This window comes from Burkholderia sp. WP9 (assembly GCF_900104795.1).
GTDB lineage: Bacteria > Pseudomonadota > Gammaproteobacteria > Burkholderiales > Burkholderiaceae > Paraburkholderia.
This window is the reverse complement of the sequence record NZ_FNTG01000001.1, coordinates 2,936,378-2,958,846: the sequence shown is the minus strand read 5'-3', so window position 1 is coordinate 2,958,846 and position 22,469 is coordinate 2,936,378. Positions and strand designations below refer to the sequence as shown.

Genomic DNA, 22,469 nt, shown 5'->3' with positions numbered 1-22,469 from the left:
CGCGTCGCTCAGAAGTCGGGGTAGAGACGGCCGCGATTGAAGATGCGGGCCGGGTCGAAAGCGGTTTTCAGGCCGCGATGGATTTTCATCATCGGCGCGGGAAGAGGAGTGAATACGCCCGCGCCGCGGTCGTAGCCGTGGCCGGTGCGGAAGATCGTGGCGTGGCCGCCGGCCTGCTTGGCGCTGATGCGCACGGTTTGCGCGTCCGTATCCGTAATCCACCAGCGCTGGGCGCCGCCCCATTCCATGAGCTGCGCGCCGGGCAGTTGCAGCGGCTCCGTAATGGACGGCAACGCGAGGCGCCAGAGCGCGGCTTTCGGCGGAATGGCGGCGAAGAACGAGTCGGTCTGTTCGCGCAGTCCTGCCCAGAAGCGTTCGGCTTCGACCGCGTCGACGACTTCGCCGCCCAGCGATGTGCGCGCCGACTTGACCGCCGCCTCGGCGCCCGCGAGGCGCACGGCCAGCGTGCCATGACGCCAGGCACTCGCGGTAATCGGCAGCGGCCGGCCGCCCCATTCGTTGAGCTTGCGGACCGCGTCGGTGCCGTTCATGTCGAATTTGAGCGTGGCTTCGGCCTGCGGCAACGGCAGCACCTTGATCGACAGTTCGAGAATCAGCCCGAGGGTGCCGAGCGAGCCTGCCATCAGGCGCGAGACGTCGTAGCCGGCGACATTCTTCACCACCTGGCCGCCAAAATGCAGCTTTTGACCCTGGCCGTTCATGATCACGGCGCCGAGCACGAAGTCGCGCGCGGCGCCGGCCGCGGGCCGACGCGGACCCGCGATTCCTGCCGCGATGCAGCCGCCGAAGGTGGCCTGTGACCCGAAGTGCGGCGGTTCGAAAGCGAGCATCTGATGGTGCTCGGCGAGCGTGGCCTCGATCTCCAGCAGGGGCGTGCCCGCGCGCGCGGTGATGACCAGCTCTGCCGGGTCGTACGCGATGATGCCGCGATAAGCGCGCGTGTCGAGGATGTCACCTTCCAGCGTCTGACCGTACCAGTCTTTGGTGCCGCCGCCACGGATGCGCAACGCGTGCCCTTCGGCGCTGGCCGAACGCACACGTTCCGACCACCCGGCGACGATGTCGTCCTCTTCCATGGTGTCCTGCTTCGTTGTGTTTCGGTTGATTGTACCGGGCGGGGGCGCTCTGGCAACCAGGAGCGGACCCGCATCGGGTAATCAGGGTGAAAGCAGGCAAAGCGGCGCGCGCGCGGGCTATGCGCGATGCGTCGGCGGGCGGGGTAATGCTAGAAACGCGGCAAGTCCGGATGCGGCAGCAAGCCACCGCGCACGTGCATCTTGCCGTACTCAGCGCAGCGCGCTCGGGTGGGAATGCCTTTGTCGGGGTTGAGGAGGCCGGGTGCGTCGAAAGCGCGTTTTACCGCGTGGAACGCGTCGCGCTCCTCGGGCGAGAACTGCACGCACATGGAATTGATCTTCTCGATGCCCACGCCGTGCTCGCCGGTCACCGTGCCGCCCAGTTCCACGCACGCTTCGAGGATGTCGCAACCGAATGCTTCGGCCCGGTGCCACTCGTCCTGATCGTTGCCGTTGAACAGGATCAGCGGATGCATGTTGCCGTCGCCCGCATGGAAGACGTTGATGCAGCGCAGGTTGTAAGTCTTCTCCATGGCCTCGATGCGCGTCAGCAGCGGACCGATACTGCGGCGCGGCACGGTGCCGTCCATGCAGTAGTAGTCGGGCGAAATGCGCCCGGCTGCCGGGAACGCGTTTTTGCGCCCCGACCAGAAGCGCAGACGTTCGTTCTCCGAGCGGGAAATCTGGATGCGCGTCGCGCCGTGTTCGCGCAGGACCGCGGTCATGCGCACGATTTCGTCGGCGACTTCTTCGGGTGTGCCGTCCGATTCGCACAGCAGGATCGCCGCCGCGTCGAGATCGTAGCCCGCGTTGACGAATTCCTCGACGGCGCGGGTGGCCGGCTTGTCCATCATTTCCAGACCCGCCGGGATGATGCCCGCCGCGATGATGCCGGCCACCGCGTCGCCGCCTTTCACCACGTCGTCGAAACTCGCCATGATGACCTGTGCGGTTTGCGGCTTCGGGATCAGCTTGACGGTGACTTCGGTGACGATCGCAAACATGCCTTCGCTGCCGATCAGCACGGCCAGCAAATCCAGGCCGGGCGCATCGGGCGCGAGCGAGCCGAATTCGACGATTTCGCCCTCCATGGTGACGGCGCGCACGCGCAGCACGTTGTGTACCGTCAGGCCGTATTTGAGGCAGTGAACGCCGCCGGAATTCTCCGAGACGTTGCCACCGATCGTGCAGGCAATCTGCGACGACGGGTCCGGCGCGTAATACAAGCCGTAAGGCGCGGCGGCCTCGGAGATGGACAGATTGCGCACGCCGGGCTGGACCGTGGCGGTTCGCGCGTACGAATCGACTTCCACGATCTTACGGAAGCGCGCGAGTGAGACCACCACGCCGTGACGGATCGGCATGGCGCCGCCGGACAGGCCGGTGCCGGCACCGCGCGGCACGATCGGCACGTCGAGACGGTGGCAGATCTGCACGATGCGCTGCACCTGCGATTCCGTTTCCGGCAACGCGACCGCGAGTGGTAGACGCCTGTAGGCCGCGAGACCGTCGCACTCGTAGGCGACGGTGTCTTCTTCCCGATACAGCAAACAATGGGTCGGCAATACGGCCATCAGCGCCTGCACGACTTCGCGCTGGCGCTGGGCGAGTACTTCGGCCGTCAGTTCAGCGGGTGCGTTCATGTGACTTGTCTCCTCGTGCCTTTCAAGTCCCACGCGGCTGCTTGTCTTATGCAGCCGCGCCTGCAGACGCCTCAAGCTGCCCAGGTGAAGATCTTTCCCGGGTTCATCAGATTGTGCGGATCGAGCGCATGCTTGATGGAGCGCATGGTGTCGACCGCGACTTCACCGTGTTCTTCGAGCAGGAAGCCCATCTTGTGCAAGCCGACGCCATGCTCGCCCGTGCAGGTGCCGTCCATGCGCAGCGCGCGTTGCACGATGCGATGGTTCAGGCGCTCGGCTTCGACCAGTTCTTCCGGCTTGTTCGGATCGATCAGGATCGCGACGTGGAAGTTGCCGTCGCCGACATGGCCGACGATCGGGCAGGGCAGCGGCGAGTCCTTCAGGTCCTGTTCCGTTTCCTCCACGCATTCCGCGAGGCGCGAGATCGGCACGCAGACGTCGGTCGTGACCGCACGGCAACCGGGCTTCAGTTGCAGCATGGCGAAATAGGCGTTGTGGCGCGCGTTCCACAGACGGCTGCGATCTTCCGGCCGCGTGGCCCATTCGAAACCTTCGCCGGCATTTTGCGCGGCGATGTCCTGGACCAGTTCGGCCTGCTCTTTCACGCCGGCCTCGGTGCCATGGAATTCGAAGAATAATGTGGGCGCTTCACGCAGCGTGAGATTCGAGTGGCGGTTGATCGAGCGGATAGCGAGCGAGTCGACGAATTCGACGCGCGCGATCGGCACGCCGATCTGGATCGTTTCGATGACCGCGCGGACCGCGTCGCCCATTGACGGGAACGCGCACACCGCGGCGGACACCGCTTCCGGTTGCGGATACAGGCGGACTGTAATTTCCGTAATCACGCCGAGCGTGCCTTCCGAGCCGACGAACAGACGCGTGAGGTCGTAACCCGCGGACGACTTGCGGGCGCGGGTGCCGGTTTTGATCACGCGGCCATCGGCCAGAACCACGGTCAGCCCGAGCACGTTCTCGCGCATCGTGCCGTAGCGTACGGCGTTAGTGCCGGACGCGCGCGTGGCCGACATACCGCCAATGCTCGCGTCCGCGCCCGGGTCGATCGGGAAGAACAGGCCCGTATCGCGCAATGCCTCGTTCAACTGCTTGCGCGAGATGCCGGGCTCGACGGTGACCGTCAGGTCTTCGGCGTTGATTGACAACACCCGGTTCATTTCAGACAGATCGATCGATACGCCGCCCTGTACCGCGAGCAAATGCCCTTCCAGCGAAGAGCCGTTACCGTAAGGGATGATCGGGACGTTGTACTGGCCGCACAGTTTGACGATGTTTTGCACGTCTTCGGTGGTGCGGGCGAACACGACGGCGTCAGGCAGTTGGGGATCGAACGGCGACTCGTCGCGGCCGTGATGCACGCGCACGGCTTCGGATACGGACACGCGGTCGGAGAACGCGGCTTTGAGCGCGCTCAGCAACTCGGCGGGAAACGGCCGGCGCAGCGGGGCCGGCGGCACGGGATGATTCACGCATGTCTCCTGATAGGTGGGGCAATGCTGGTTTGCAGCATCTGTTTCATTTTACGCCGATCGTCCACGGGCCGGCGTTGGAGCAGGCGGGCGCTTCTATAATGGCGGCGACTTCACGATGCGCGCAATATGGATAAACGCGGTGCCCGATGAGCCGCGTTGGGATACATGGGGCCGCGCATCGTCACTGAATGCATGGGAGATATGATGGGCAACCGCTTGAGCAAGATCGCTACCCGAACGGGCGACGACGGCACTACGGGTCTCGGCGACGGCACCCGTGTGCGCAAAGACAGCGCACGGATCGCCGCGATCGGCGACGTGGACGAACTCAACTCCAACCTCGGCGTACTGCTGTGCGAAACCTTACCGGACAAGGTTCGTGCGGCGCTGGTCGCGATTCAGCATGACCTGTTCGACCTTGGCGGCGAGCTATGCATTCCCGGCTATACGATGATTACCGACGGGCATCTCGCCCAACTCGACGACTGGCTTGCGGACTACAACGCCGACTTGCCGCCGCTTAAGGAGTTCATTCTGCCCGGCGGCTCGCGCGCGGCTTCGCTCGCACATGTGTGCCGCACGGTATGCCGGCGCGCCGAACGGGCAATTGTTGCGTTGGGGGAATACGAGGCCATCAACGCCGCGCCGCGCCAGTATGTGAACCGGCTGTCGGATCTATTGTTCGTGCTTGCGCGCGTGCTCAACCGTGCGGACGGCGGCACTGACGTGCTGTGGCAACACGAGCGCGGCGCAGGCTAGAGTCGAGCCGTGGCGATACGTGTATGACAGCGCGATGTTGCATGCAACACCATACGCATTGGCGATCCATACACGTTAGCCGACCGCCAGCGTGACCGGCTTGCCGATCCGGCTCATCATTTCCACCAGCGTATCGATAGTGAACTTGGTGGTCTTCTTGTTGACCACGTCGGACACGCGCGGGCGCGACACCATCAGGATCTCGGCCGCCTCGGCCTGTTTCAGATGATGCTGTTCGATCCACGTGGACAGTTCTGTCATGAGTTGCTCCTTGAGCAGCCGCGTGTCGTTGATCTGTTTCTGCGACGCCGCGTGCAGCCGCTTCGCCTCTTCAGCGGAAAAGCCGAGCTCGAGGAACAGATTGGCGCCGGGCCGGGTTACGTGACGAATTTTGGTGTCGATCGTCATTGTTAGTTTTCCTATCGTTAATGGTGGTGTGAGCAGAGGTGGTGTGACCTGATTGCGCGATACCGCGTTTCGGCAATCTTCCTGTCATGCGGACCCAGCTTCTGACTTTTCTTCTGGAAGCAATGCAGCACGTACAGTGCCTCCACGAACTTGGTCACGTACATGACGCGATAAATGCCGTCTGCCTCCCTGATACGAATCTCGCGCGTTCCGGGGCCGATCGAGTCAAACGGCTTCCAGTCGTCAGGGTCGAGGCCTGCCTGAATTTTGCCGAGTTGAAACCCCGCTCGACGACGCATTTCCTCGGGAAAAGCGAGTAAATCGCTATAGCTGGAGCCTAGCCAGCGAATTTCTTTTTCCTGCTCCATAGCCGCCTTTCATGTACAAAATCTTATACGCAACCTTCATCCCGGTCAAGTCGCATTCGACCCGGCCATAGGTTGTTAAGGTACAGAGGCGGTTAAGGGAGCACCATTCGTCCGTTCGGCTAACAAAAAACCCGGCTCACCATCGAGCCGGGTTTTTCCGTGCATCCGCTGCTCCAATCAGTGTGGGTTCAGTTGCCGCTGCCACGCGCCACACGACGTTGCTTCACTGCGTCGGCGAGGCCCTCCAGCACGGCGACGCTTTCGTCCCAACCGATGCACGCGTCGGTAATGCTCTGGCCGTACGTCAGCGCGCAGCCTTCCTGCAGATCCTGGCGGCCCGCCACCAGATGCGATTCCACCATCACGCCGACAATCCGTTCGTCACCCGAAGCAATCTGGCGGCCGATATCCGCGCACACCGGAATCTGGTTCTCGTGTTTCTTCGAGCTGTTCGCGTGGCTCGCGTCGATCATCAGACGCGCGGCGAGACCCGCCTTGCCGATGTCCGCGCACGCGGCGTTCACGCTGTCCGCGTCGTAGTTCGGCGTCTTGCCGCCACGCAGGATGATGTGGCAGTCCTCATTGCCCGCGGTCGAAACGATCGCCGAATGGCCGCCCTTGGTGACCGACAGGAAATGGTGCGGCTGCGAAGCGGCCTTGATCGCGTCGACGGCGATCTTGACGTTGCCGTCCGTGCCGTTCTTGAAGCCGACCGGGCACGACAGGCCCGAAGCCAGTTCGCGGTGCACCTGCGATTCCGTGGTGCGCGCGCCGATCGCACCCCACGAGATCAGGTCGGCGATGTACTGCGGACTGATCATGTCGAGGTATTCGGTGCCGGCCGGCAGGCCGAGTTCGTTGATGCGCAACAGCAACTCGCGCGCGGCGCGCAGGCCGTCGTTGATCTTGAAGCTGTTGTCCATGTGCGGGTCGTTGATGAGACCCTTCCAGCCCACCGTCGTGCGCGGCTTCTCGAAGTACACGCGCATCACGATTTCAAGTTCCCCGGCAAAGCGCTTGCGCTGCTCGACCAGCCGCCCCGCGTACTCCATCGCGGCCTTCGTATCGTGAATCGAACACGGTCCGATGATGACGATCAGGCGATCTTCCATGCCGTGCAGAATGCGATGCATCGCGGTGCGCGAGTTGTAGATCACGTCGGACACCGTTTCGTCGCAGGCGAATTCGCGGATCAGGTGAGCGGGCGGCGTGAGTTCTTTCAACTCGCGGATGCGGACATCGTCGGTATTGTGCGGGGGCATGGTGTTCTCCAGTCGGTTCGTAGCGTGTTCGCGCGGGCAGTCAGGATTGCGATGAAGCAGCGATGCCAGAGCGGACAATCATCAAAAATAAAGTTTTAAAGACATGAGGCGAAAAAAAACCGCCAGGCTGGCTGGCGGTTTTTCGGGAATTCTCGGTGTTCTGCGTGCACTAACACCCCTCTCGATCCGCCAGCGGTCTGAGATGCCAAAAAAAGTAAAAATAAAACTTGGCGGACATGACGAATGAGGTCAAAGGTCAAAAAGGGTGAGTGACTTTATAACCCGGGCAGGCTGCGCTTGCAAGCCGCGAGGCGTAAAAATGCGGGAAATCCGCATACTTCGCGCAATGTATGCACGAAGTATGCGTTTGCTGCGAAATCAGGCAGTACCGCCGACCGTCATCTTCTCGATGCGCAGCGTGGGCTGGCCGACGCCCACCGGAACGCTTTGGCCTTCCTTGCCGCACACGCCGACGCCCGAATCGAGCTTCATGTCGTTGCCGATCATGGTCACGTATTTGAGCGATTCCGGGCCGCTGCCGATCAGCGTCGCGCCCTTCACCGGGTACGTGACCTTGCCGTTTTCGATCATGTACGCCTCGGACGCCGAGAACACGAACTTGCCGTTCGTGATGTCGACCTGGCCGCCGCCGAAGTTCACCGCATACAGCCCGTTCTTCACGGAAGCGAGGATTTCCTGCGGATCCTTGTCGCCGTTGAGCATGTACGTGTTGGTCATGCGCGGCATGGGCAGCGCCGCGTACGACTCACGGCGCGCGTTGCCCGTAACCGGCATTTTCATCAGACGCGCGTTCAGCGTGTCCTGGATATAGCCCTTCAGAATGCCGTCTTCGATCAGCGTGGTGCACTGGGTCGGATTGCCTTCGTCGTCGATATTGAGCGAGCCGCGGCGGTTCGGCAGCGTGCCGTCGTCCACCACGGTCACGCCCTTGGCGGCGACCTGCTCGCCGATGCGCCCCGCGAATGCCGACGAACCTTTGCGGTTGAAGTCGCCTTCGAGACCGTGGCCGATCGCTTCGTGCAGCAGCACGCCGGGCCAGCCCGGTCCGAGTACGACAGTCATCGCGCCGGCCGGCGCCGGACGCGCGTCGAGGTTGACCAGCGCCGCATGCACAGCGTCGTCGACGTAGCCCGACAGCACGTCGTCGGTGAAATAGCCGTAGTCGAAGCGGCCGCCGCCGCCGCCGCTGCCGATTTCGCGGCGGCCGTTCTGCTCGGCGATCACCGTGACCGACACGCGCACGAGCGGCCGGATGTCGGCCGCGAAGCCGCCGTCGCTGCGTGCGACCAGCACCACGTCGTATTCACCGGCGAGGCCGGCCATGACCTGCTGGATGCGCGGATCCCGGCCGCGCGCCATCTTTTCGATGCGCTCGAGCAGCTTGACCTTGGCGGTGGCGTCGAGCGAATGCAGCGGATCGGCCGGCAGATACAGATCGCGCCCGGCAATGCCGGTCAGCGACGAGGCCACCTTGATCTTCTGCTTGCCGCCGCCTGCCTTGGCGATCGAGCGAGTGGCGAGCGCCGCCTGGCGGATCGCTTCGGGCGACAGGTCGTCCGAATAGGCGAAAGCCGTGCGGTCGCCCGACACGGCGCGCACGCCGACGCCCTGGTCGATGCTGAAGCTGCCGGACTTCACGATGCCTTCTTCAAGACTCCACGCTTCGCTGCGCGTGTACTGGAAATACAGGTCGGCGTAGTCGATTTTGTGCGTGAAGATTTCGGCGAGCGTGCGGGTGAGCAGGGCTTCGTCGAGACCGTAGGGCGTCAGGAGAATGTCCTTGGCGGTGGCGAGATTACGGATACCGGGTTCGATGATGTTCATGCGAAGTATGTTCTGCTCGATACGAAGGATTCGGTTAGCGCGTCTGTCACTCACCAGATGAGTCCAGGGCGCCGCACTTTCAATGTCACACGAGTGGGTTGATCAATGTGGTCAGGGGAGTCAACTCAATCAACTGAGTACGCGATGACGCCAGGCGGGCAGACTCTGTCGCACTTCGTCGATACGCGCACGCTCGAGATTGCCGGCGACCACGCCTGCGCCTTCGTCGCGCACCGCGACGATTTCGCCCCACGGGTCGATCAGCATGCTGTGGCCCCAGGTACGGCGGCCATTTTCATGTTTGCCGCCTTGCGCCGCGGCCAGCACATAGCACTGGTTTTCGACCGCCCGGGCGCGCAGCAGCATTTCCCAATGCGCGCGGCCGGTCGTGTATGTGAACGCCGACGGCACGACGATCAGCGCGCAGTCGCCCATGCGCCGGTACAACTCCGGAAAGCGCAAATCGTAGCAGACCGACAGGCCGACACGGCCGAACGGCGCTTCGAAGCTGCGGACTTCGCCGCCGGGGCAGATGGTGCGCGCTTCGTCGAACGATTCCTCGCCCTTTTCGAAGTTGAACAGGTGGATCTTGTCGTAGCGCGCGGCCTCGTTGCCTTGCGGATCGAACACCAGCGTGGTGTTCAGCACGCGCGACGCTTCTGGTGACATCAACGGCAGCGTGCCGCCGATCACCCAAACCTGGTGGCGGCGCGCGGCGTCGGCGAGAAAGCGCTGGATCGGGCCGTCCTGATAGGGTTCGCGCACGGCGAGCTTGTCCGTGTCCTTGAAGCCCATGAAGCAGAAGTACTCAGGCAGCAGGACGAGTTGCGCGCCGCCGGCGGCAGCCTCGGCGATCAGGCGCCCGGCTTCGGCGAGATTACGATCGCGATCCGGGGTGCTCACCATTTGCAGCGCGGCGACCCGGAAGACGCTTTCCAGGGAACCGCTGGAGACGGTTGAAGAGACGTGTGTTTCGCTCATGAGCGTTTCGGAAAACTCCCGGCAAGGCGGCGGCGCGAACCGCTTGCGCCGCATACGTCGTTCAAGGCTGGCTGGGACCGATCGTGCCGTACGGCGCCTGTCTGACCGGGCAAAGGGTCGGAGACAGGCTCAGTGCGCTTCCACGGTCGAAGCCGGAGCGTCCATCTTACCGCGATCGCTCTTTACCCGCTCGACGTGCGGTTTCGACCACGAACCGGTGATCGCATACTCGCGGGCGAAGGCGTGCGAGACCGACTGGGTGAACGCCAGATCGGCCACCAGCGCGCCCAGCCCGAGCAGCGGATTGATGACCGTCGCGGCGATCACGGCGGCGCCGGCGCTGACCGTCGGCACGACCTGAACGTGCAGATCCTGGGTCTCCTGGGCGAGATCGACCGAACCCTTCATCTCGACGCGCGCCGGGGCGGTGACCATCTCGAAGTTTTCGGTACGGCCAATGCCGTTGTGAATCTGCGCCGTGCCGGTGACGTGCTCGAACGGCAGGCCTTCGCCGATCACGTCGCGAAAGTTCAGGGTGGCGAAGCGCGCGAGACTTTGCAGGCTGAGCACGCCCAGCAGCTTGGCGACGCCCGGATCGACCTTGAGGATCTGGCCGTGGCGCAGATCGACAGCCAGATTGCCGTTGAAGGTCGGATAGTCGATCCTGGTCGGGCCGCCTTGCCACATCATCTTGCCTGAGAGCGAGCCGCTGCCCGCCTTGAGCGTGCGCGGCTGGCCGAAGCGTTCCAGCAGCGCGCCGGCGTCCTTGATGTCCAGCTTGAAATCGAACACGGTGCGGCGCGGCGTGGCTTCGTCGGCGCTGCTGCCGAGCTCGGTCGAGGTCCGCCAGTTGGCGGTCGCGGTCAGCGTGGCGGCGGGGTTGGTGATGTCGAGCTTGTCGAGTTGCCAGACCGGCACGCCGTCTTCGTCGAAGTTGTGCGCGTCGACTTCGAGACGGCCAATGTTGTGGTCGCGCACGATCAATTCGTTGACCACCAGGTCGATGGACGGCATGTTCTGCGCGGGCGCCGAGATCGCCTGGCCGAGCAGATCCTTGTCGGTGGCCGACGGAATCACCACGCGGGCAAAGCGCGCCTGCAGCGTGCCGGGCGAGTCTTTGGTCGGGCCAGGCAGCCAGGACACGTGGCCGGACACCTGATTCGACGCGATGTTCGCCTGCCATGTGCGATCCGCATGCGACGCGCCCACGATCACGCTGTCCCAGTGACGCTTGAGCAGCGTCAGCGTGTCGATGTGCACCGCAAAGCGGCTCGGCAGGAATTGCGCGACGACCGGATTCGGCGCGGGCGGTGTCGCGGTGGCCGTGGCGGGCGCGGGCGCATCTTTACTGCGTAATTGCGTGGCCAGCGCGCGCCACGCGTCCGCGTCGAATGCGTCCAGGTCGACGGCGGCGATCACGCCTTCCGACGGCAGGTCGGCGGGTCTGTTCACGCCCACCGCGCCGCGCACGACCGTGGGCGGCGTTTTCGGCTGATAGCGCAGCAGATAGGCGGCGGCGATCGGGCCGAAGGTGAGATCGGCGCGCTCCAGTCCCGTTTCGCCCGGCGTGGTGGACGGGCCGACGGCGAAGCGCAGCGGCATCGGCGTGCCGACGGGCTTGTTGAACGGCGCGGGGAAGTCGAGCGCGAGGCCGGTCAGATCGGAGTTCGCCGTCACTTCGGGCAAACGTCCCTTGGCGCCGCGCACGTTGAGCGCGTACGGCGCGCTGCCGCTCATGCGCGTCAGTACCTGCGCGGTCGGGCCATGCAGGTTGAGTCCGCGTGCCGCGTCGACGGCGATATGGCCGCCGAGGTCGAGCGCATACGTGCCGTCCTGCTTCAGACCGCCATTGGCATGCATATCGCCGCCGAGGAATTGCCCGGAGAGCCGGTCCACTTGCGCCGTGTGCTCGGTGAAATGCACCTTGCCCTTCAGTTGCGACAGCGGCGGCACGTTCTCGACGCTCAGGCGGTTGTTCTGGAAGCCGACCGCGCCTTCCACGGCGATATGCGGCTTGGGCGTGCGCGGCACCGTCAGTTTGAGCGCGAGCGACGCGGGCCCTTCCGCGCGCACCTTCTCGGTCTCGTGCTTCGCCATGATGCCGAGCGAACTGGCGTTTACATAGTCGAGCATGTCGGCGAGCGGACCATGGCCATCGCCTTTGATGACGAGGCTCGACGCCTTGGTGCCGAGGTCGTCGATCCGGCCGTTGACGCCGGTGAGCGCGACCTGCTTGTAATGCGCCCGGTCGATGTCGAAGCGCATCACGTTCTGCTTGAGCTCGAACACGCCGTCGATGCCGTCGAGCGCCGGCCACACGTTCGGCGTGCCGTTCTTCATCTTGCGCGGCGGGTAGGGCGTCGGATCGAACTTGCCGCCCTTGAACGGCGCCACGATATGGAACTGCCCGGCGCTCGGGTCGCGCGAATAGGGGAACTTGGTCAGATCGCCGTGCACCTCGATCGTCGCGCCGTGCGACATGCCGGCCTGCAAACCGTGGCCCAGATAGATGCGCAGCTTTTCGCTGATGCTGGTCGGCAGATAGCGGGTGATGCGCGTCACCTTCGCGCGCTGGAAGTCGGCTTTCAGATCGAGCGAGCCTCGCCCGTGGCCCGGGTTACTGTAGTCGGCGCTGGCGGTGGCTGCGACGTCGGCGTTCGAGACGCCGAAATCGGCCAGCTTCACGGTGAACGCAGGGCGGTTCTCGCCCGGTGCTTTCGGCGTAATCGTCCAGTCGGCGCGGCCGTGCAGGCGGTCGAGCTTCAAGCGCGGGTCGTCGAACACGCCCGGCAGCGTAATGGCGACGTTGGAGGTGTCGAGCAGGGCGGTGCCGTGGTTTTCGTCGGCGTCCACGCTGCCCCACAGATTCTCGATACCGGGGATCCCCGCGCGCGGGTGATTCAGCGGCGTGAGCCCCGGCGGCGGTTCCTGCGCGGCGACGCTGATGCCTTGCAGATCGCCCTTGAAGCGATAACGCTCGATCGGCTCGGCGCCGCTCGGGCGATGATCGCTGCCCGCTTCGCCGGACTCCGGCTTGCCGCGCTCGACTTCGATCAGATAGTTGGCCACCAGACCGCGTGGGTTGTAGCGCACCAGATTGTTCAGGAGGCGCCCCGGCAGCGGCAACGCACGGCTGAATTCGGCGAGGACGCCGAGGTCGACGCGATCGCCGCTCACGCTGACGAGTTGTCCATGCTGCTGCGAGGCGGTCCGGAAGCGTCCGTTCAGCGTGTCGAACGCGAGCATGCGCGTGAGCGGCGTGCCGTCGTCGAGCGGCGGCTGGCCGAGTTCGGCGTGCAGCTGGCTCAGTTGCAGCCTGTAGTCGCCCTGTTCGGCCTCGAGGTGCCACGAAAAGTTGGCCACCGGCACTAGCAGCTTCGGTTGGGTCGGACGTACCCGCATGGCGACGTCGGCGCCGGCGAGCTGTCCGCCGGCCGACTTCATGCGGCCCTCGGCGAAGTCGATCCAGATCGCGTTGTCGATCCGGCCGGCATACATCTCGAACGGGGAATTGACGTAACGCGCGAGCGTCGGCAGATCGACCGGGCCGGTCGAGACGTACACCTGGCCCGTCCAGTTGATCGGCTTGCCGATTGCTGAGAGCGGCGCGTGTCTGAAATGGGTGCGGAAATCGAGCGGACCGTGCAGGACATGCCCTTCGGCGGGCGCCTGTAGCGCCAGCCGGTGATCGTAGCCGTCGTTGAGAATCGCGATCCGGATATCGCGCAGAGCGAGCTCGGGTGCGTCACGCTGCGCATCGCGCCAGCGCAGCACGCCGCCGCGCACCACGATCGCCTGTTGACGCAACAGCCAGGTGGACAGGACATCGTTGCCGCTGTGGCGCGTCGGCACCGGCACGCCCGCCACCGAGAGCACGCCGTCGCTGCTGCGCGACACCAGCACGTCCGGCTGATCGACGATCAGGCTGGAGAGCGCCGGATGAAACTGCCAGAGCGATTTCCACGAAAGCGTGGCGGTGGCGTGCGGAATCGTCAGCGCGGTTTTGCCTTCGTGATCGCGGATCACGAGGTTGGTAACGTCGAGGCCCGGCTGGAAGCCGCTCCAATATGGCGCGAGCTTGCCGATGGTGAACTGCGCATGGAGCTTTTCTGAAACGATCGCCTCGATGCGCGGGCGGAACGAGTCGGCGCGCGGCAGCACCACATAGCGCAATGCGAGAAACAGACCCGTGGCAACGAAGTAGAGGACGAGCGCGATCGCGAGGACCACGTGAAAGGTCCGACGCAGCACGATGTGGTCGCTTCCGCTCACAGGCCGGACCTGCCCGGTTTCGTGAGGGTCGGCGGATTCGTTTCGCTCGGACATGCTGCGGCGGGTGGGCGTATGGTAGTTTTGCGAATTAACGACGAAATGTAACACACGGAATAGCGTGGGCGGACTTCCTGCAAACCCTGTCTGCGCGCCGTCTCGCGACCTGCGCGAGGCTGTCGCGCCGTGTGCTGCTGCGAATTGAACCAAGCTGATCAAGCAACGAGCGAGCCAGACCCTTGATGACAGACGCCACTCTCCTGAGTTCCAGCTATTCACACTACGCGGCGCGCGCCGCGGCGGCCCGCCCGCAACTCGTCGCGCAGGTGGCGGCGCTCGCTTCCTTGCCGCTGACCCGAGACCGTATCGATGCCCGTTTCGACGCGTTGTGCGCCGAGGCAGCCGGCGCGACCGGTGCGCCATTGAGTGAGGATGCACTCAAACGGGCGCTGCGCCAGTTGCGCACCGAGGTGTTTTGCGCCGTGATGGAGCGCGATCTCGCCGGCGCGGCGGATGTCGCCGAAGTCACCGGCACGATGACCGATCTGGCCGAGACGACGATCCAGCGCGCTCTCGCCGTCCTGTCCGCCGAACTCGAAGCGCTATACGGCGAGCCACGCGGACCGCACGGCGAGCGGCTCGCGCTCGGCGTGGTAGGCATGGGCAAGCTCGGTGGCCGCGAACTGAACGTGTCGTCGGATATCGACTTGATCTTCATTTATGAAGAGGACGGCGAGACTGCGGGCGGCCAGCGTTCTCCGATCGCCACCCAGGACTTTTTCACACGCCTCGGCAAACGCCTGATCGGCGCCCTCGCCGAAGTCACCGCCGACGGCTACGTGTTCCGGGTCGATATGCGGCTGCGGCCGAACGGCGATTCGGGGCCGCTCGTATGCAGCCTCGGTATGCTCGAAGAGTATTTCTACGTGCAGGGCCGCGAGTGGGAGCGCTACGCGTGGATCAAGGGCCGTCTCGTGTCCGAAGGCACGAGCGACGCGGCGCAGCGGCTACAGAAACAGCTCGACGCGATCGTTACGCCGTTTGTCTACCGCCGCTATCTCGATTTCGGCGTGATCAGCGCGATTCGCGCGCTGCATCTGCAGATTCGCCAGGAGGCGCAGCGTCGCGCGTCCATGCGGCCCGACAAGGCCGACGACATCAAGCTCGGGCGCGGCGGCATCCGCGAAATCGAATTCAGCGCGCAGGTATTCCAGTTGATCCGTGGCGGCCAGGACGCGGGCTTTCGCGTGCGGCCGACCCTCGCCGTGCTGCGCCATGCGGCGACGCACGGGCTGATCGACACGTCGGTCTGCGTGAAGCTCTCGCAGGCTTATCGTTTCTTGCGCGAACTCGAACACCGTCTGCAATACCGCAACGACGCGCAAACCCATGCCATGCCGGTCGCGCCAGAGGAGCGCGCGGCGCTCGCCCACGCCATGGGCTGCGACGATTACGCCGCGCTGATGGCGAAGCTCGATGAGCATCGCGAGTTCGTCGAACAGCAGTTCGATCAGATTTTCGCCGACAAGGTGAACGGTCGCGACGGCTGCGGTGCACCCGAAGACGGCGCTGCCGCATGGGTCTGGAGCAGCGCACTCGCCGACGACAGCGCCGACGAAGTCCTGCAGGCGCGCCTGATCGAACTCGGCGTGGCCGAGCCGGGCGAACTGCTCGCGCGGCTGCGCGCGGTATGGCAGTCGTCGCGCTACGCGGGGCTGGCCGAGCGCAGCCGGCAACGCTTCGACATCGTCGCGCAACGCGCGCTCGAAGCCGCGCGCACGCTGGAGCCTGCCGCGCGGCGCGGCGATACGGTGGCGCGCTTCTTCGACCTGCTGGAAGCGGTCAGCCGGCGCGGCGCGTATCTGGCGCTGCTGACCGAATATCCGCAGGCACTGCACCGCGTGCTGTCGGTGCTCGGCGGATCGCGTTGGGCGGCCGGTTATCTGATCCGCCATCCGCAATTGCTCGACGAGTTGCTCGACGACGAAGCGATGGATAGTCCGTTCGACTGGCCCGAATTCAAGCGCACCTTGCGCCTGCGTCTGGCCGCCGCCGACGGCGTGGAACAGCAGATGGATCTGCTGCGCCACGCGCACCAGGCCGAGGTGTTCCGCATTCTGCTGATCGATCTGGCCGGCAAGCTGAGTGTCGAGCATGTAAGCGACCGGCTGTCCGAACTCGCCGACGCCGTGCTCGACGTCACGCTCGAAGCGGTCTGGAAGCAGTTGCCGAAGCGCCATCGCGAAGTGCCGCGTTTCGCGGTGATCGCGTACGGCAAGCTGGGCGGCAAGGAGCTGGGCTACGCATCCGACCTGGACGTGATCTTTCTCTACGACGACACCGACGACGCCGCAGCCGACGTCTACTCCACCTACACCCGGCGCCTCATCACCTGGCTTACGACAGCGACCGGCGCGGGCACGCTGTTCGACGTCGACTTGCGGTTGCGGCCGAACGGCGAGTCGGGCCTGCTCGTGACCGATCTGGATGCGTTCCGCCGCTACCAGTTGCGCGAGGGCGACGCGGCCAATACGGCGTGGGTATGGGAACACCAGGCATTGAGCCGCGCCCGTTACTGCGCGGGCGACGCAGAGATCGGCGCGAAATTCGAGGCCATCCGCGAACAGGTGCTGACCACGCCGCGCGAAGCGGCACCGCTCGCCAAGGAGATCGTCGAGATGCGCGAGCGCGTCGGGGCGGGGCATCCGAACCATACGGCGCTGTTCGATCTCAAGCACGACCGCGGCGGGATGGTGGATATCGAATTCACCGTGCAGTACTGGGTGTTGCTGCACGCGGCGAGCGACCCCGAGCTGATCCGCAACACCGGCAACATTGCGCTGCTGCGGGAAGTGTCGCGCTTCGGCCTGATGAGCGAGGCGGAAGCGGAGACGGTCGGCGCGGCATATCGCACTTACCGCAAATTGCAACACAAGCTGCGGCTGGACGGCATGGAGAAGGCGCGCGTCGAGCCGGCGCTGGTGGCCAACGAGCGTGAAGCCGTGCTCGGGTTGTGGAAGCGCGTGTTCGGGTGAGGGCGCGCGGATTGATCGGCTCGCGGCGACGGGGGGATGCCCCCCGGCTGATCAGCAATTAGGCTGCCAGCATTTCCTTCGCGTGCTTGCGGGTGGTCGGGGTGATCTCCAGGCCGCCGAGCATCCGTGCCACTTCTTCGATGCGGTTCGCCTTGTCGAGCGAAGTCACGCTGCTGACCGTGCCGCCTTTGCCATTGCCCGCTTTGGCCACCTGGAAATGGTGGTCGCCGCGCGCGGCGACTTGCGGCAAATGCGTGACGCACAGCACCTGGCGCTGCTGGCCGAGCTGATGCAGAAGCCGCCCGACTACTTCGGCGACGCCGCCGCCGATGCCGGTATCCACTTCGTCGAAAATGAGCGTGGGTGTCGGGCTGGCGGCGCTGGCGATTACCGCTAACGCGAGGCTGATACGCGCCAGCTCGCCGCCCGAGGCGACCTTCGCGAGCGGCCGCAGCGGCACGCCTGCATGACCGGCGACCCGGAACTCGACCTGTTCGAGCCCGTGCGCGCCACCTTCGGGCAGCGGCACCAGCGCGACTTCGAAGCTGCCGCCTTTCATCGACAGTTCCTGCATGCCCGTGGTGACCGCCGCGCCCAGCGCCTTGCCAGCCTTGGCGCGCGCCTTCGACAGTTTCTTTGCCTCGGTCAGGAAGGCTTCTTTGGCTTTGGCCTCGGCGGCGTGCAGGCTGTCGAGGTCCGCGGCGGCGTCGAGCGCGGCCAGTTGCGCGCGACGCGCCTCGTGTTCTTCAGGCAGCGTTTCCGGCTGCAGACGGAATTTTCGCGCGGCCGAATGCAATGCATCCAGACGCTTTTCGACCTGCGCCAGCCGGTCCGGGTCGAGTTCGAGCTTTTGCGCGTAATGGCTCAACGAATAAGCCGCTTCCTGCAACTGGATTTCGGCCGGTTCCAGCGCGGCCAGCACGTCGTTCAAGGCCGGATCGATCTCCGCCAGATCGCGCACCTTCGACACGATCGAGGCCAGATGCGTGATCATGGCCTCGTCCGATTCGGACAGCGCGCCGAGTGCGCCTTGCACGCCGTCGATCAGATTGGCCGAATGCGACAGCCGCCGATGCTCGGCGTTGACCTCTTCCCACTCGCCCGGCTGCGGCGCGAGCTTGTCCAGTTCGGTGAGCTGCCAGGCGAGGCGCTCGCGTTCCAGTTGCAGTTCACGGTCACGCGTCTGCGCATGCTCCACCGCCTGAACCTTCTCGCGCCATGTGCGCCATGCCCGCGTGACGATGGCCGCCGTGTCGGACAGGCCGGCGTGGGTGTCGAACAGTTCGCGTTGCGCGTCGGGGCGCATCAGCAACTGGTGCGCGTGCTGGCCATGAATATCCACCAGCATTTCGCCGACCTCGCGCAACTGCGCGAGCGTCGCCGCCGTGCCGTTGATGAAGGCGCGCGAGCGGCCGTTGGCATCCACCACGCGCCGCAGCATGACGGTGCTGCCGTGATGGCCGTCGGCGCCGATTGTGCCGAGCGCCTGCTCGTCGAGCCAGTGCTCGACCTGCGCATGCGTTTCGAACTCCGCGGTGATGTCCGCGCGGCTTTCGCCCGTGCGCACGACGTTCGCATCGGCACGGGCGCCGAGCGCGAGCGCCAGCGCGTCGATCAGGATCGACTTGCCGGCGCCGGTTTCGCCGGAGAAAACAGTGAAGCCGCTGTCGAATTCGAGATCGAGCGCGGCGACGATGACGAAGTCGCGTATCGAGAGGTGGCGAAGCATGGAGGTCGTCTGGTGAGCTGGGTAGTCAGGGTTCGGCAGCGGCGGCGTTCGCGTTCCGGGTGTCCTTGCCGCTCAGGGCTTGGGGTCTTCTTCGTGCGACGGGTATTCGTTCCAGTGCAGCTTCTTGCGCAGCGTGGCGAAGTAGCTGTAGCCGACCGGATGCAGCATCGGCACCGTATGACGCGAGCGGCGCACTTCGATCGTGTCGCTCAGTTCGAGCGAGGTGAACGACTGCATGTCGAAATTGACGTTCACTTCGCGGCCCGAGACGATCTGGATGCTCACCTTGGAATCGTCCGGCAGCACGATCGGACGGTTCGACAGCGCGTGCGGCGCGATCGGCACCAGCACGATGCCCTGCAACTGCGGATGCAGAATCGGCCCTTGCGACGACAGCGCGTAAGCGGTCGAGCCGGTGGGCGTGGCCACGATCAGGCCGTCCGAGCGCTGGTTGTACATGAAGCGGCCGTCCACCGAGACATGCAGTTCCGCCATGCCCGAGAAGCCGCTGCGGTTGACCACTACGTCGTTGAAGGCCAGTGCGTGATAGATCGGGTTGCCGTCGCGCATGATGCGCGCTTCGAGCAGCACCCGTTCTTCGCGCTCGAAATTGCCGGACAGCATTTGCGGCACGATCTCGCGCATGTCGGAGATCGGAATGTCGGTAATGAAGCCGAGCCGCCCATGGTTGATGCCGATCAAGGGCGTGCGATACGGCGCGAGCTGTCGGCCGATACCGAGCATCGTGCCGTCGCCGCCCAGCACCACGGCCACGTCGGCGCGCGCGCCGATCTCGGCGGGACGCAGCGCCGGGTAGTCGGTGACGCCGATCTCGGCAGCGGTGTCGGCTTCGAACACGACCTCGAAGCCGCGCTTCGCGATGCACAAGGCGAGCGCGGTCAACGGCTCGGCGATACCCGGCGTATTGTTGCGCCCGACGAGCGCGACGGTCTTGAACTGGCTGGTCACTTGCATGCCGGCATTACACCATAGGTAGGGCCTGAAAAGAACCGTAGACAGACCCGGTGACGGGCCGGCGCGCGCGGGCCGCCAGCGCCTCTCGCGATTATCGTTAGAATGGTGAAGCCTTGATGACATGCGCGCCGGCTAAAGTGCGGCGGGGTGCCGCCAGCCGGGCCGCCCGGAAGGCGGCCCGCAAGGTGCTCCGCAACGCGCCGGACTGAACGCCGGCCAATGATGTGCCGGACCGAAGGCAACGTGCCGCAGCGGCAAGCGGTGGCGCGTTCGTCAGGGATGGGCGCCCCTAGCGCTCGCGGTAGTCGTGCCATTGAGCTAAAATTTTCCGTCATGCTAGATCCTCGCGCACAAACCCTCCTCAAAACGCTGATCGAGCGCTACATCGCCGAAGGTCAGCCGGTCGGCTCGCGCACGTTGTCGCGCTATTCGGGCCTCGAATTGAGCCCCGCCACCATCCGCAACGTCATGTCCGACCTCGAGGACCTGGGGCTCGTGATCAGCCCGCACACTTCCGCGGGCCGCATTCCCACGCCGCGCGGCTACCGCCTGTTCGTGGACACCATGCTGACGGTGGAGTCCGCCGCGGACGAAGAAGCCGTGATGCGTACCGTCAAGACCACGCTGAAGGCAGGCGAACCGCAGAAAGTCGTTGCTGCCGCGGCGAGTGTGCTGTCCAACCTGTCGCAGTTCGCCGGCGTGGTGCTCACGCCGCGGCGCAGCCACGTGTTCAAGCAGATCGAGTTCATGCGTTTGTCCGACAAACGCATTCTGCTGATCATCGTCACGCCGGAAGGCGATGTGCAGAACCGCATCATGGCGACCCAGCGCGATTTCTCGCCGTCGCAACTGGTCGAAGCCTCCAACTACATCAACGCGCACTTCGCGGGCCTCTCGTTCGACGACGTGCGCCGCCGCCTGCGCGAAGAAATCGACGAACTGCGCGGCGACATGACCACGCTGATGCACGCCGCCGTCACGGCCAGCACCGACGAAGCCGACACGGGCGAGACCGTGCTGATTTCCGGCGAGCGCAACCTGCTCGAGGTTGCCGACCTCTCGTCGGATATGGCGCGCTTGCGCAAGCTGTTCGATGTGTTCGACCAAAAGACCAGTCTCCTTCAATTGCTCGACGTGTCGAGTCACGCGGCGGGCGTGCAGATTTTCATTGGCGGCGAGTCGAATCTCGTGCCGATCGAGGAAATGAGCGTGGTCACCGCGCCTTACGAGGTGAACGGCAAGATTGTCGGCACCCTGGGCGTGATCGGACCGACCCGCATGGCCTACAACCGCGTGATTCCGATTGTGGACATTACCGCGCGCCTGCTTTCCCTCACGCTCAGCCAACAGTAAATAGCTTTCTTTTCGACTCCTCGCCGCGCCGGTTCCTGCCGCAAATAATGCGTCACGGCGCGCGGCTTGCCAATTGGCCGAATGGCCAGGGGTGTCCGGCGGACCGGTGCATGAAGCACGCCGCTATAATGGTTCCCACTTGAACCGCCACTCCGCCTAACCGGTTACTTCTGCTGCCTATGCGCTTCGACCTCGAGCGGCCTTCACAGAACGCCACATCACACCGCGTCGCCGTGCTCCTGATCAATCTCGGCACGCCCGACGCGCCGACGCCGCGTGCGGTTCGCCGCTATCTCGCGCAGTTTCTTTCCGATCCGCGGGTGGTCGAAATTCCGGCGCTGCTCTGGCAGATCATCTTGCGCCTGTTGATTTTGCCGTTCCGCGGCCGCGCCTCCGCCAAGAAATACGCCACAGTGTGGATGCCCGAAGGCTCGCCGCTGCGCGTGTACACCGAGAAGCAGACGGAAGCCTTGCGTCATCTGCTGCAACTGAACGACTACACGGTGCTCGTCGATTACGCGATGCGTTACGGCACGCCGGGCATTCCGGCCATGCTGAACCAGCTCAAGCTGGCGGGCGCCGAACGCGTGCTGCTGATGCCCATGTATCCGCAGTATTCGTCGTCCACCACGGCCACCGCGTTCGACGACGCCTTTTCGGCGCTCAAGCGCATGCGCAATCAGCCGGAAATCCGCACGGTGCGCCAGTACGCCGATCATCCGGCCTACATTGCGGCGCTCGCCGCGCAGGTGCATCACTATTGGCATCAGCACGGCCGGCCGGATTTCGCCTCCGGTGACAAGCTGGTGCTGAGTTTCCACGGCGTGCCCAAGCGCACGCTGGATCTTGGCGACCCGTACCACGAGCAATGCCAGCAAACCGGCGCGCTGCTGATGCAGGCACTCGAACTGACGCCGGTGGAATGCCGCATCACGTTCCAGTCGCGCTTCGGCAAGGCCGAGTGGCTGCAGCCGTACACCGCACCCACGCTCAAGGAGCTGGGCTCGGCGGGCGTGCGGCGCGCCGATCTGTTTTGTCCTGGCTTTACGGCCGACTGCCTTGAAACCATCGAGGAAATCGGCATGGAAGTGCGCGACGAATTCCTGCACGCGGGCGGCCAGGAATTCCATCGGATTCCCTGCCTGAACGCCTCGCAGGCGTGGATTGCCGCGCTAGGCGAAATCGTCGCGCAGAATTTGCAGGGCTGGCCGGTGCAGGCGCTACCGGTGCCGCACACGACAGGAGCTTGAGCAGG

Annotated in this window: 15 protein-coding genes; 4 read left to right on the top strand and 11 right to left on the bottom strand. The window is 64.8% G+C overall.

The genetic code is table 11. The features are described from left to right. Window positions 1-8 precede the first annotated feature (8 nt). From glcE to BLW71_RS13095, 3 genes are all read right to left on the bottom strand, one after another. Window positions 9-1,097: a glycolate oxidase subunit GlcE gene (gene glcE, locus BLW71_RS13105; protein WP_091796684.1), complete on the bottom strand. Its 1,089-nt coding sequence runs from the start codon at window positions 1,095-1,097 to the stop codon at window positions 9-11. 149 nt (window positions 1,098-1,246) lie between these two features. Continuing rightward, window positions 1,247-2,740 (bottom strand): FAD-linked oxidase C-terminal domain-containing protein, encoded by a 1,494-nt coding sequence (locus tag BLW71_RS13100; protein WP_091796683.1) that lies wholly within the window; start codon window positions 2,738-2,740, stop codon window positions 1,247-1,249. Window positions 2,741-2,811: 71 nt separating this feature from the next. Then, complete coding sequence (locus tag BLW71_RS13095; RefSeq protein WP_091796682.1) at window positions 2,812-4,227, bottom strand: FAD-linked oxidase C-terminal domain-containing protein; 1,416 nt, start codon at window positions 4,225-4,227, stop codon at window positions 2,812-2,814. A 207-nt stretch (window positions 4,228-4,434) separates the two neighbouring features. On the opposite strand from BLW71_RS13095, the gene BLW71_RS13090 reads away from it, so the two are divergent. Then, the gene (locus tag BLW71_RS13090) at window positions 4,435-4,989 is read left to right on the top strand and encodes a cob(I)yrinic acid a,c-diamide adenosyltransferase (protein WP_091800805.1); all 555 of its coding nucleotides are present in this window, start codon (window positions 4,435-4,437) and stop codon (window positions 4,987-4,989) included. Window positions 4,990-5,064: 75 nt separating this feature from the next. Here BLW71_RS13090 and BLW71_RS13085 read toward each other — a convergent pair whose 3' ends face one another. The 6 genes from BLW71_RS13085 to BLW71_RS13060 form a co-directional block, all read right to left on the bottom strand. Next, the gene (locus tag BLW71_RS13085) at window positions 5,065-5,397 is read right to left on the bottom strand and encodes a helix-turn-helix domain-containing protein (RefSeq protein ID WP_091796681.1); all 333 of its coding nucleotides are present in this window, start codon (window positions 5,395-5,397) and stop codon (window positions 5,065-5,067) included. Between the two features lie 17 nt (window positions 5,398-5,414). Further along, window positions 5,415-5,765, bottom strand: coding sequence for a type II toxin-antitoxin system RelE/ParE family toxin (locus BLW71_RS13080; RefSeq protein ID WP_091796680.1), 351 nt, complete (start codon window positions 5,763-5,765; stop codon window positions 5,415-5,417). Window positions 5,766-5,953: 188 nt separating this feature from the next. After that, a complete protein-coding gene (gene aroG, locus BLW71_RS13075; protein WP_091796679.1) occupies window positions 5,954-7,027 on the bottom strand; it encodes a 3-deoxy-7-phosphoheptulonate synthase AroG in 1,074 nt (357 codons plus the stop codon). Between the two features lie 378 nt (window positions 7,028-7,405). After that, complete coding sequence (tldD, locus tag BLW71_RS13070; RefSeq protein ID WP_091796678.1) at window positions 7,406-8,872, bottom strand: metalloprotease TldD; 1,467 nt, start codon at window positions 8,870-8,872, stop codon at window positions 7,406-7,408. Between the two features lie 129 nt (window positions 8,873-9,001). Next, window positions 9,002-9,853, bottom strand: coding sequence for a carbon-nitrogen hydrolase family protein (locus BLW71_RS13065; RefSeq protein ID WP_091800802.1), 852 nt, complete (start codon window positions 9,851-9,853; stop codon window positions 9,002-9,004). A 129-nt stretch (window positions 9,854-9,982) separates the two neighbouring features. Further along, entirely contained in the window at window positions 9,983-14,179 is a 4,197-nt protein-coding gene (locus tag BLW71_RS13060; protein ID WP_091800799.1) for a YhdP family protein, read from the bottom strand. A gap of 185 nt (window positions 14,180-14,364) precedes the next feature. Here BLW71_RS13060 and glnE point away from each other — a divergent pair, with 185 nt between their 5' ends. Continuing rightward, window positions 14,365-17,157 (top strand): bifunctional [glutamate--ammonia ligase]-adenylyl-L-tyrosine phosphorylase/[glutamate--ammonia-ligase] adenylyltransferase, encoded by a 2,793-nt coding sequence (glnE, locus tag BLW71_RS13055; RefSeq protein WP_091796677.1) that lies wholly within the window; start codon window positions 14,365-14,367, stop codon window positions 17,155-17,157. Between the two features lie 58 nt (window positions 17,158-17,215). Here glnE and recN read toward each other — a convergent pair whose 3' ends face one another. Beyond that, entirely contained in the window at window positions 17,216-18,886 is a 1,671-nt protein-coding gene (gene recN / locus BLW71_RS13050; RefSeq protein ID WP_091796676.1) for a DNA repair protein RecN, read from the bottom strand. A gap of 72 nt (window positions 18,887-18,958) precedes the next feature. Further along, window positions 18,959-19,861, bottom strand: a complete 903-nt coding sequence (locus BLW71_RS13045; RefSeq protein ID WP_091796675.1) for an NAD kinase — start codon at window positions 19,859-19,861, stop codon at window positions 18,959-18,961. 333 nt (window positions 19,862-20,194) lie between these two features. On the opposite strand from BLW71_RS13045, the gene hrcA reads away from it, so the two are divergent. Next, window positions 20,195-21,214 (top strand): heat-inducible transcriptional repressor HrcA, encoded by a 1,020-nt coding sequence (gene hrcA / locus BLW71_RS13040; protein ID WP_091796674.1) that lies wholly within the window; start codon window positions 20,195-20,197, stop codon window positions 21,212-21,214. Window positions 21,215-21,393: 179 nt separating this feature from the next. Further along, window positions 21,394-22,464 carry a ferrochelatase gene (gene hemH, locus BLW71_RS13035; protein ID WP_091796673.1) on the top strand — a complete coding sequence of 357 codons (1,071 nt, stop codon included), beginning with the start codon at window positions 21,394-21,396 and terminating at the stop codon, window positions 22,462-22,464. The last annotated feature ends 5 nt before the right edge of the window (window positions 22,465-22,469 follow it).

Bases quoted from the DNA above. Each gene is read 5' to 3' on its own strand.
- BLW71_RS13060 (WP_091800799.1), bottom strand. From the start codon at position 14,179: ATGTCCGAGCGAAACGAATCCGCCGACCCTCACGAAACCGGGCAGGTC.
- BLW71_RS13045 (WP_091796675.1), bottom strand. From the start codon at position 19,861: ATGCAAGTGACCAGCCAGTTCAAGACCGTCGCGCTCGTCGGGCGCAAC.
- BLW71_RS13100 (WP_091796683.1), bottom strand. From the start codon at position 2,740: ATGAACGCACCCGCTGAACTGACGGCCGAAGTACTCGCCCAGCGCCAG.
- recN (WP_091796676.1), bottom strand. From the start codon at position 18,886: ATGCTTCGCCACCTCTCGATACGCGACTTCGTCATCGTCGCCGCGCTC.
- BLW71_RS13090 (WP_091800805.1), top strand. From the start codon at position 4,435: ATGGGCAACCGCTTGAGCAAGATCGCTACCCGAACGGGCGACGACGGC.
- BLW71_RS13085 (WP_091796681.1), bottom strand. From the start codon at position 5,397: ATGACGATCGACACCAAAATTCGTCACGTAACCCGGCCCGGCGCCAAT.
- aroG (WP_091796679.1), bottom strand. From the start codon at position 7,027: ATGCCCCCGCACAATACCGACGATGTCCGCATCCGCGAGTTGAAAGAA.
- BLW71_RS13080 (WP_091796680.1), bottom strand. From the start codon at position 5,765: ATGGAGCAGGAAAAAGAAATTCGCTGGCTAGGCTCCAGCTATAGCGAT.
- BLW71_RS13065 (WP_091800802.1), bottom strand. From the start codon at position 9,853: ATGAGCGAAACACACGTCTCTTCAACCGTCTCCAGCGGTTCCCTGGAA.
- hrcA (WP_091796674.1), top strand. From the start codon at position 20,195: ATGCTAGATCCTCGCGCACAAACCCTCCTCAAAACGCTGATCGAGCGC.
- tldD (WP_091796678.1), bottom strand. From the start codon at position 8,872: ATGAACATCATCGAACCCGGTATCCGTAATCTCGCCACCGCCAAGGAC.
- hemH (WP_091796673.1), top strand. From the start codon at position 21,394: ATGCGCTTCGACCTCGAGCGGCCTTCACAGAACGCCACATCACACCGC.
- glnE (WP_091796677.1), top strand. From the start codon at position 14,365: ATGACAGACGCCACTCTCCTGAGTTCCAGCTATTCACACTACGCGGCG.
- glcE (WP_091796684.1), bottom strand. From the start codon at position 1,097: ATGGAAGAGGACGACATCGTCGCCGGGTGGTCGGAACGTGTGCGTTCG.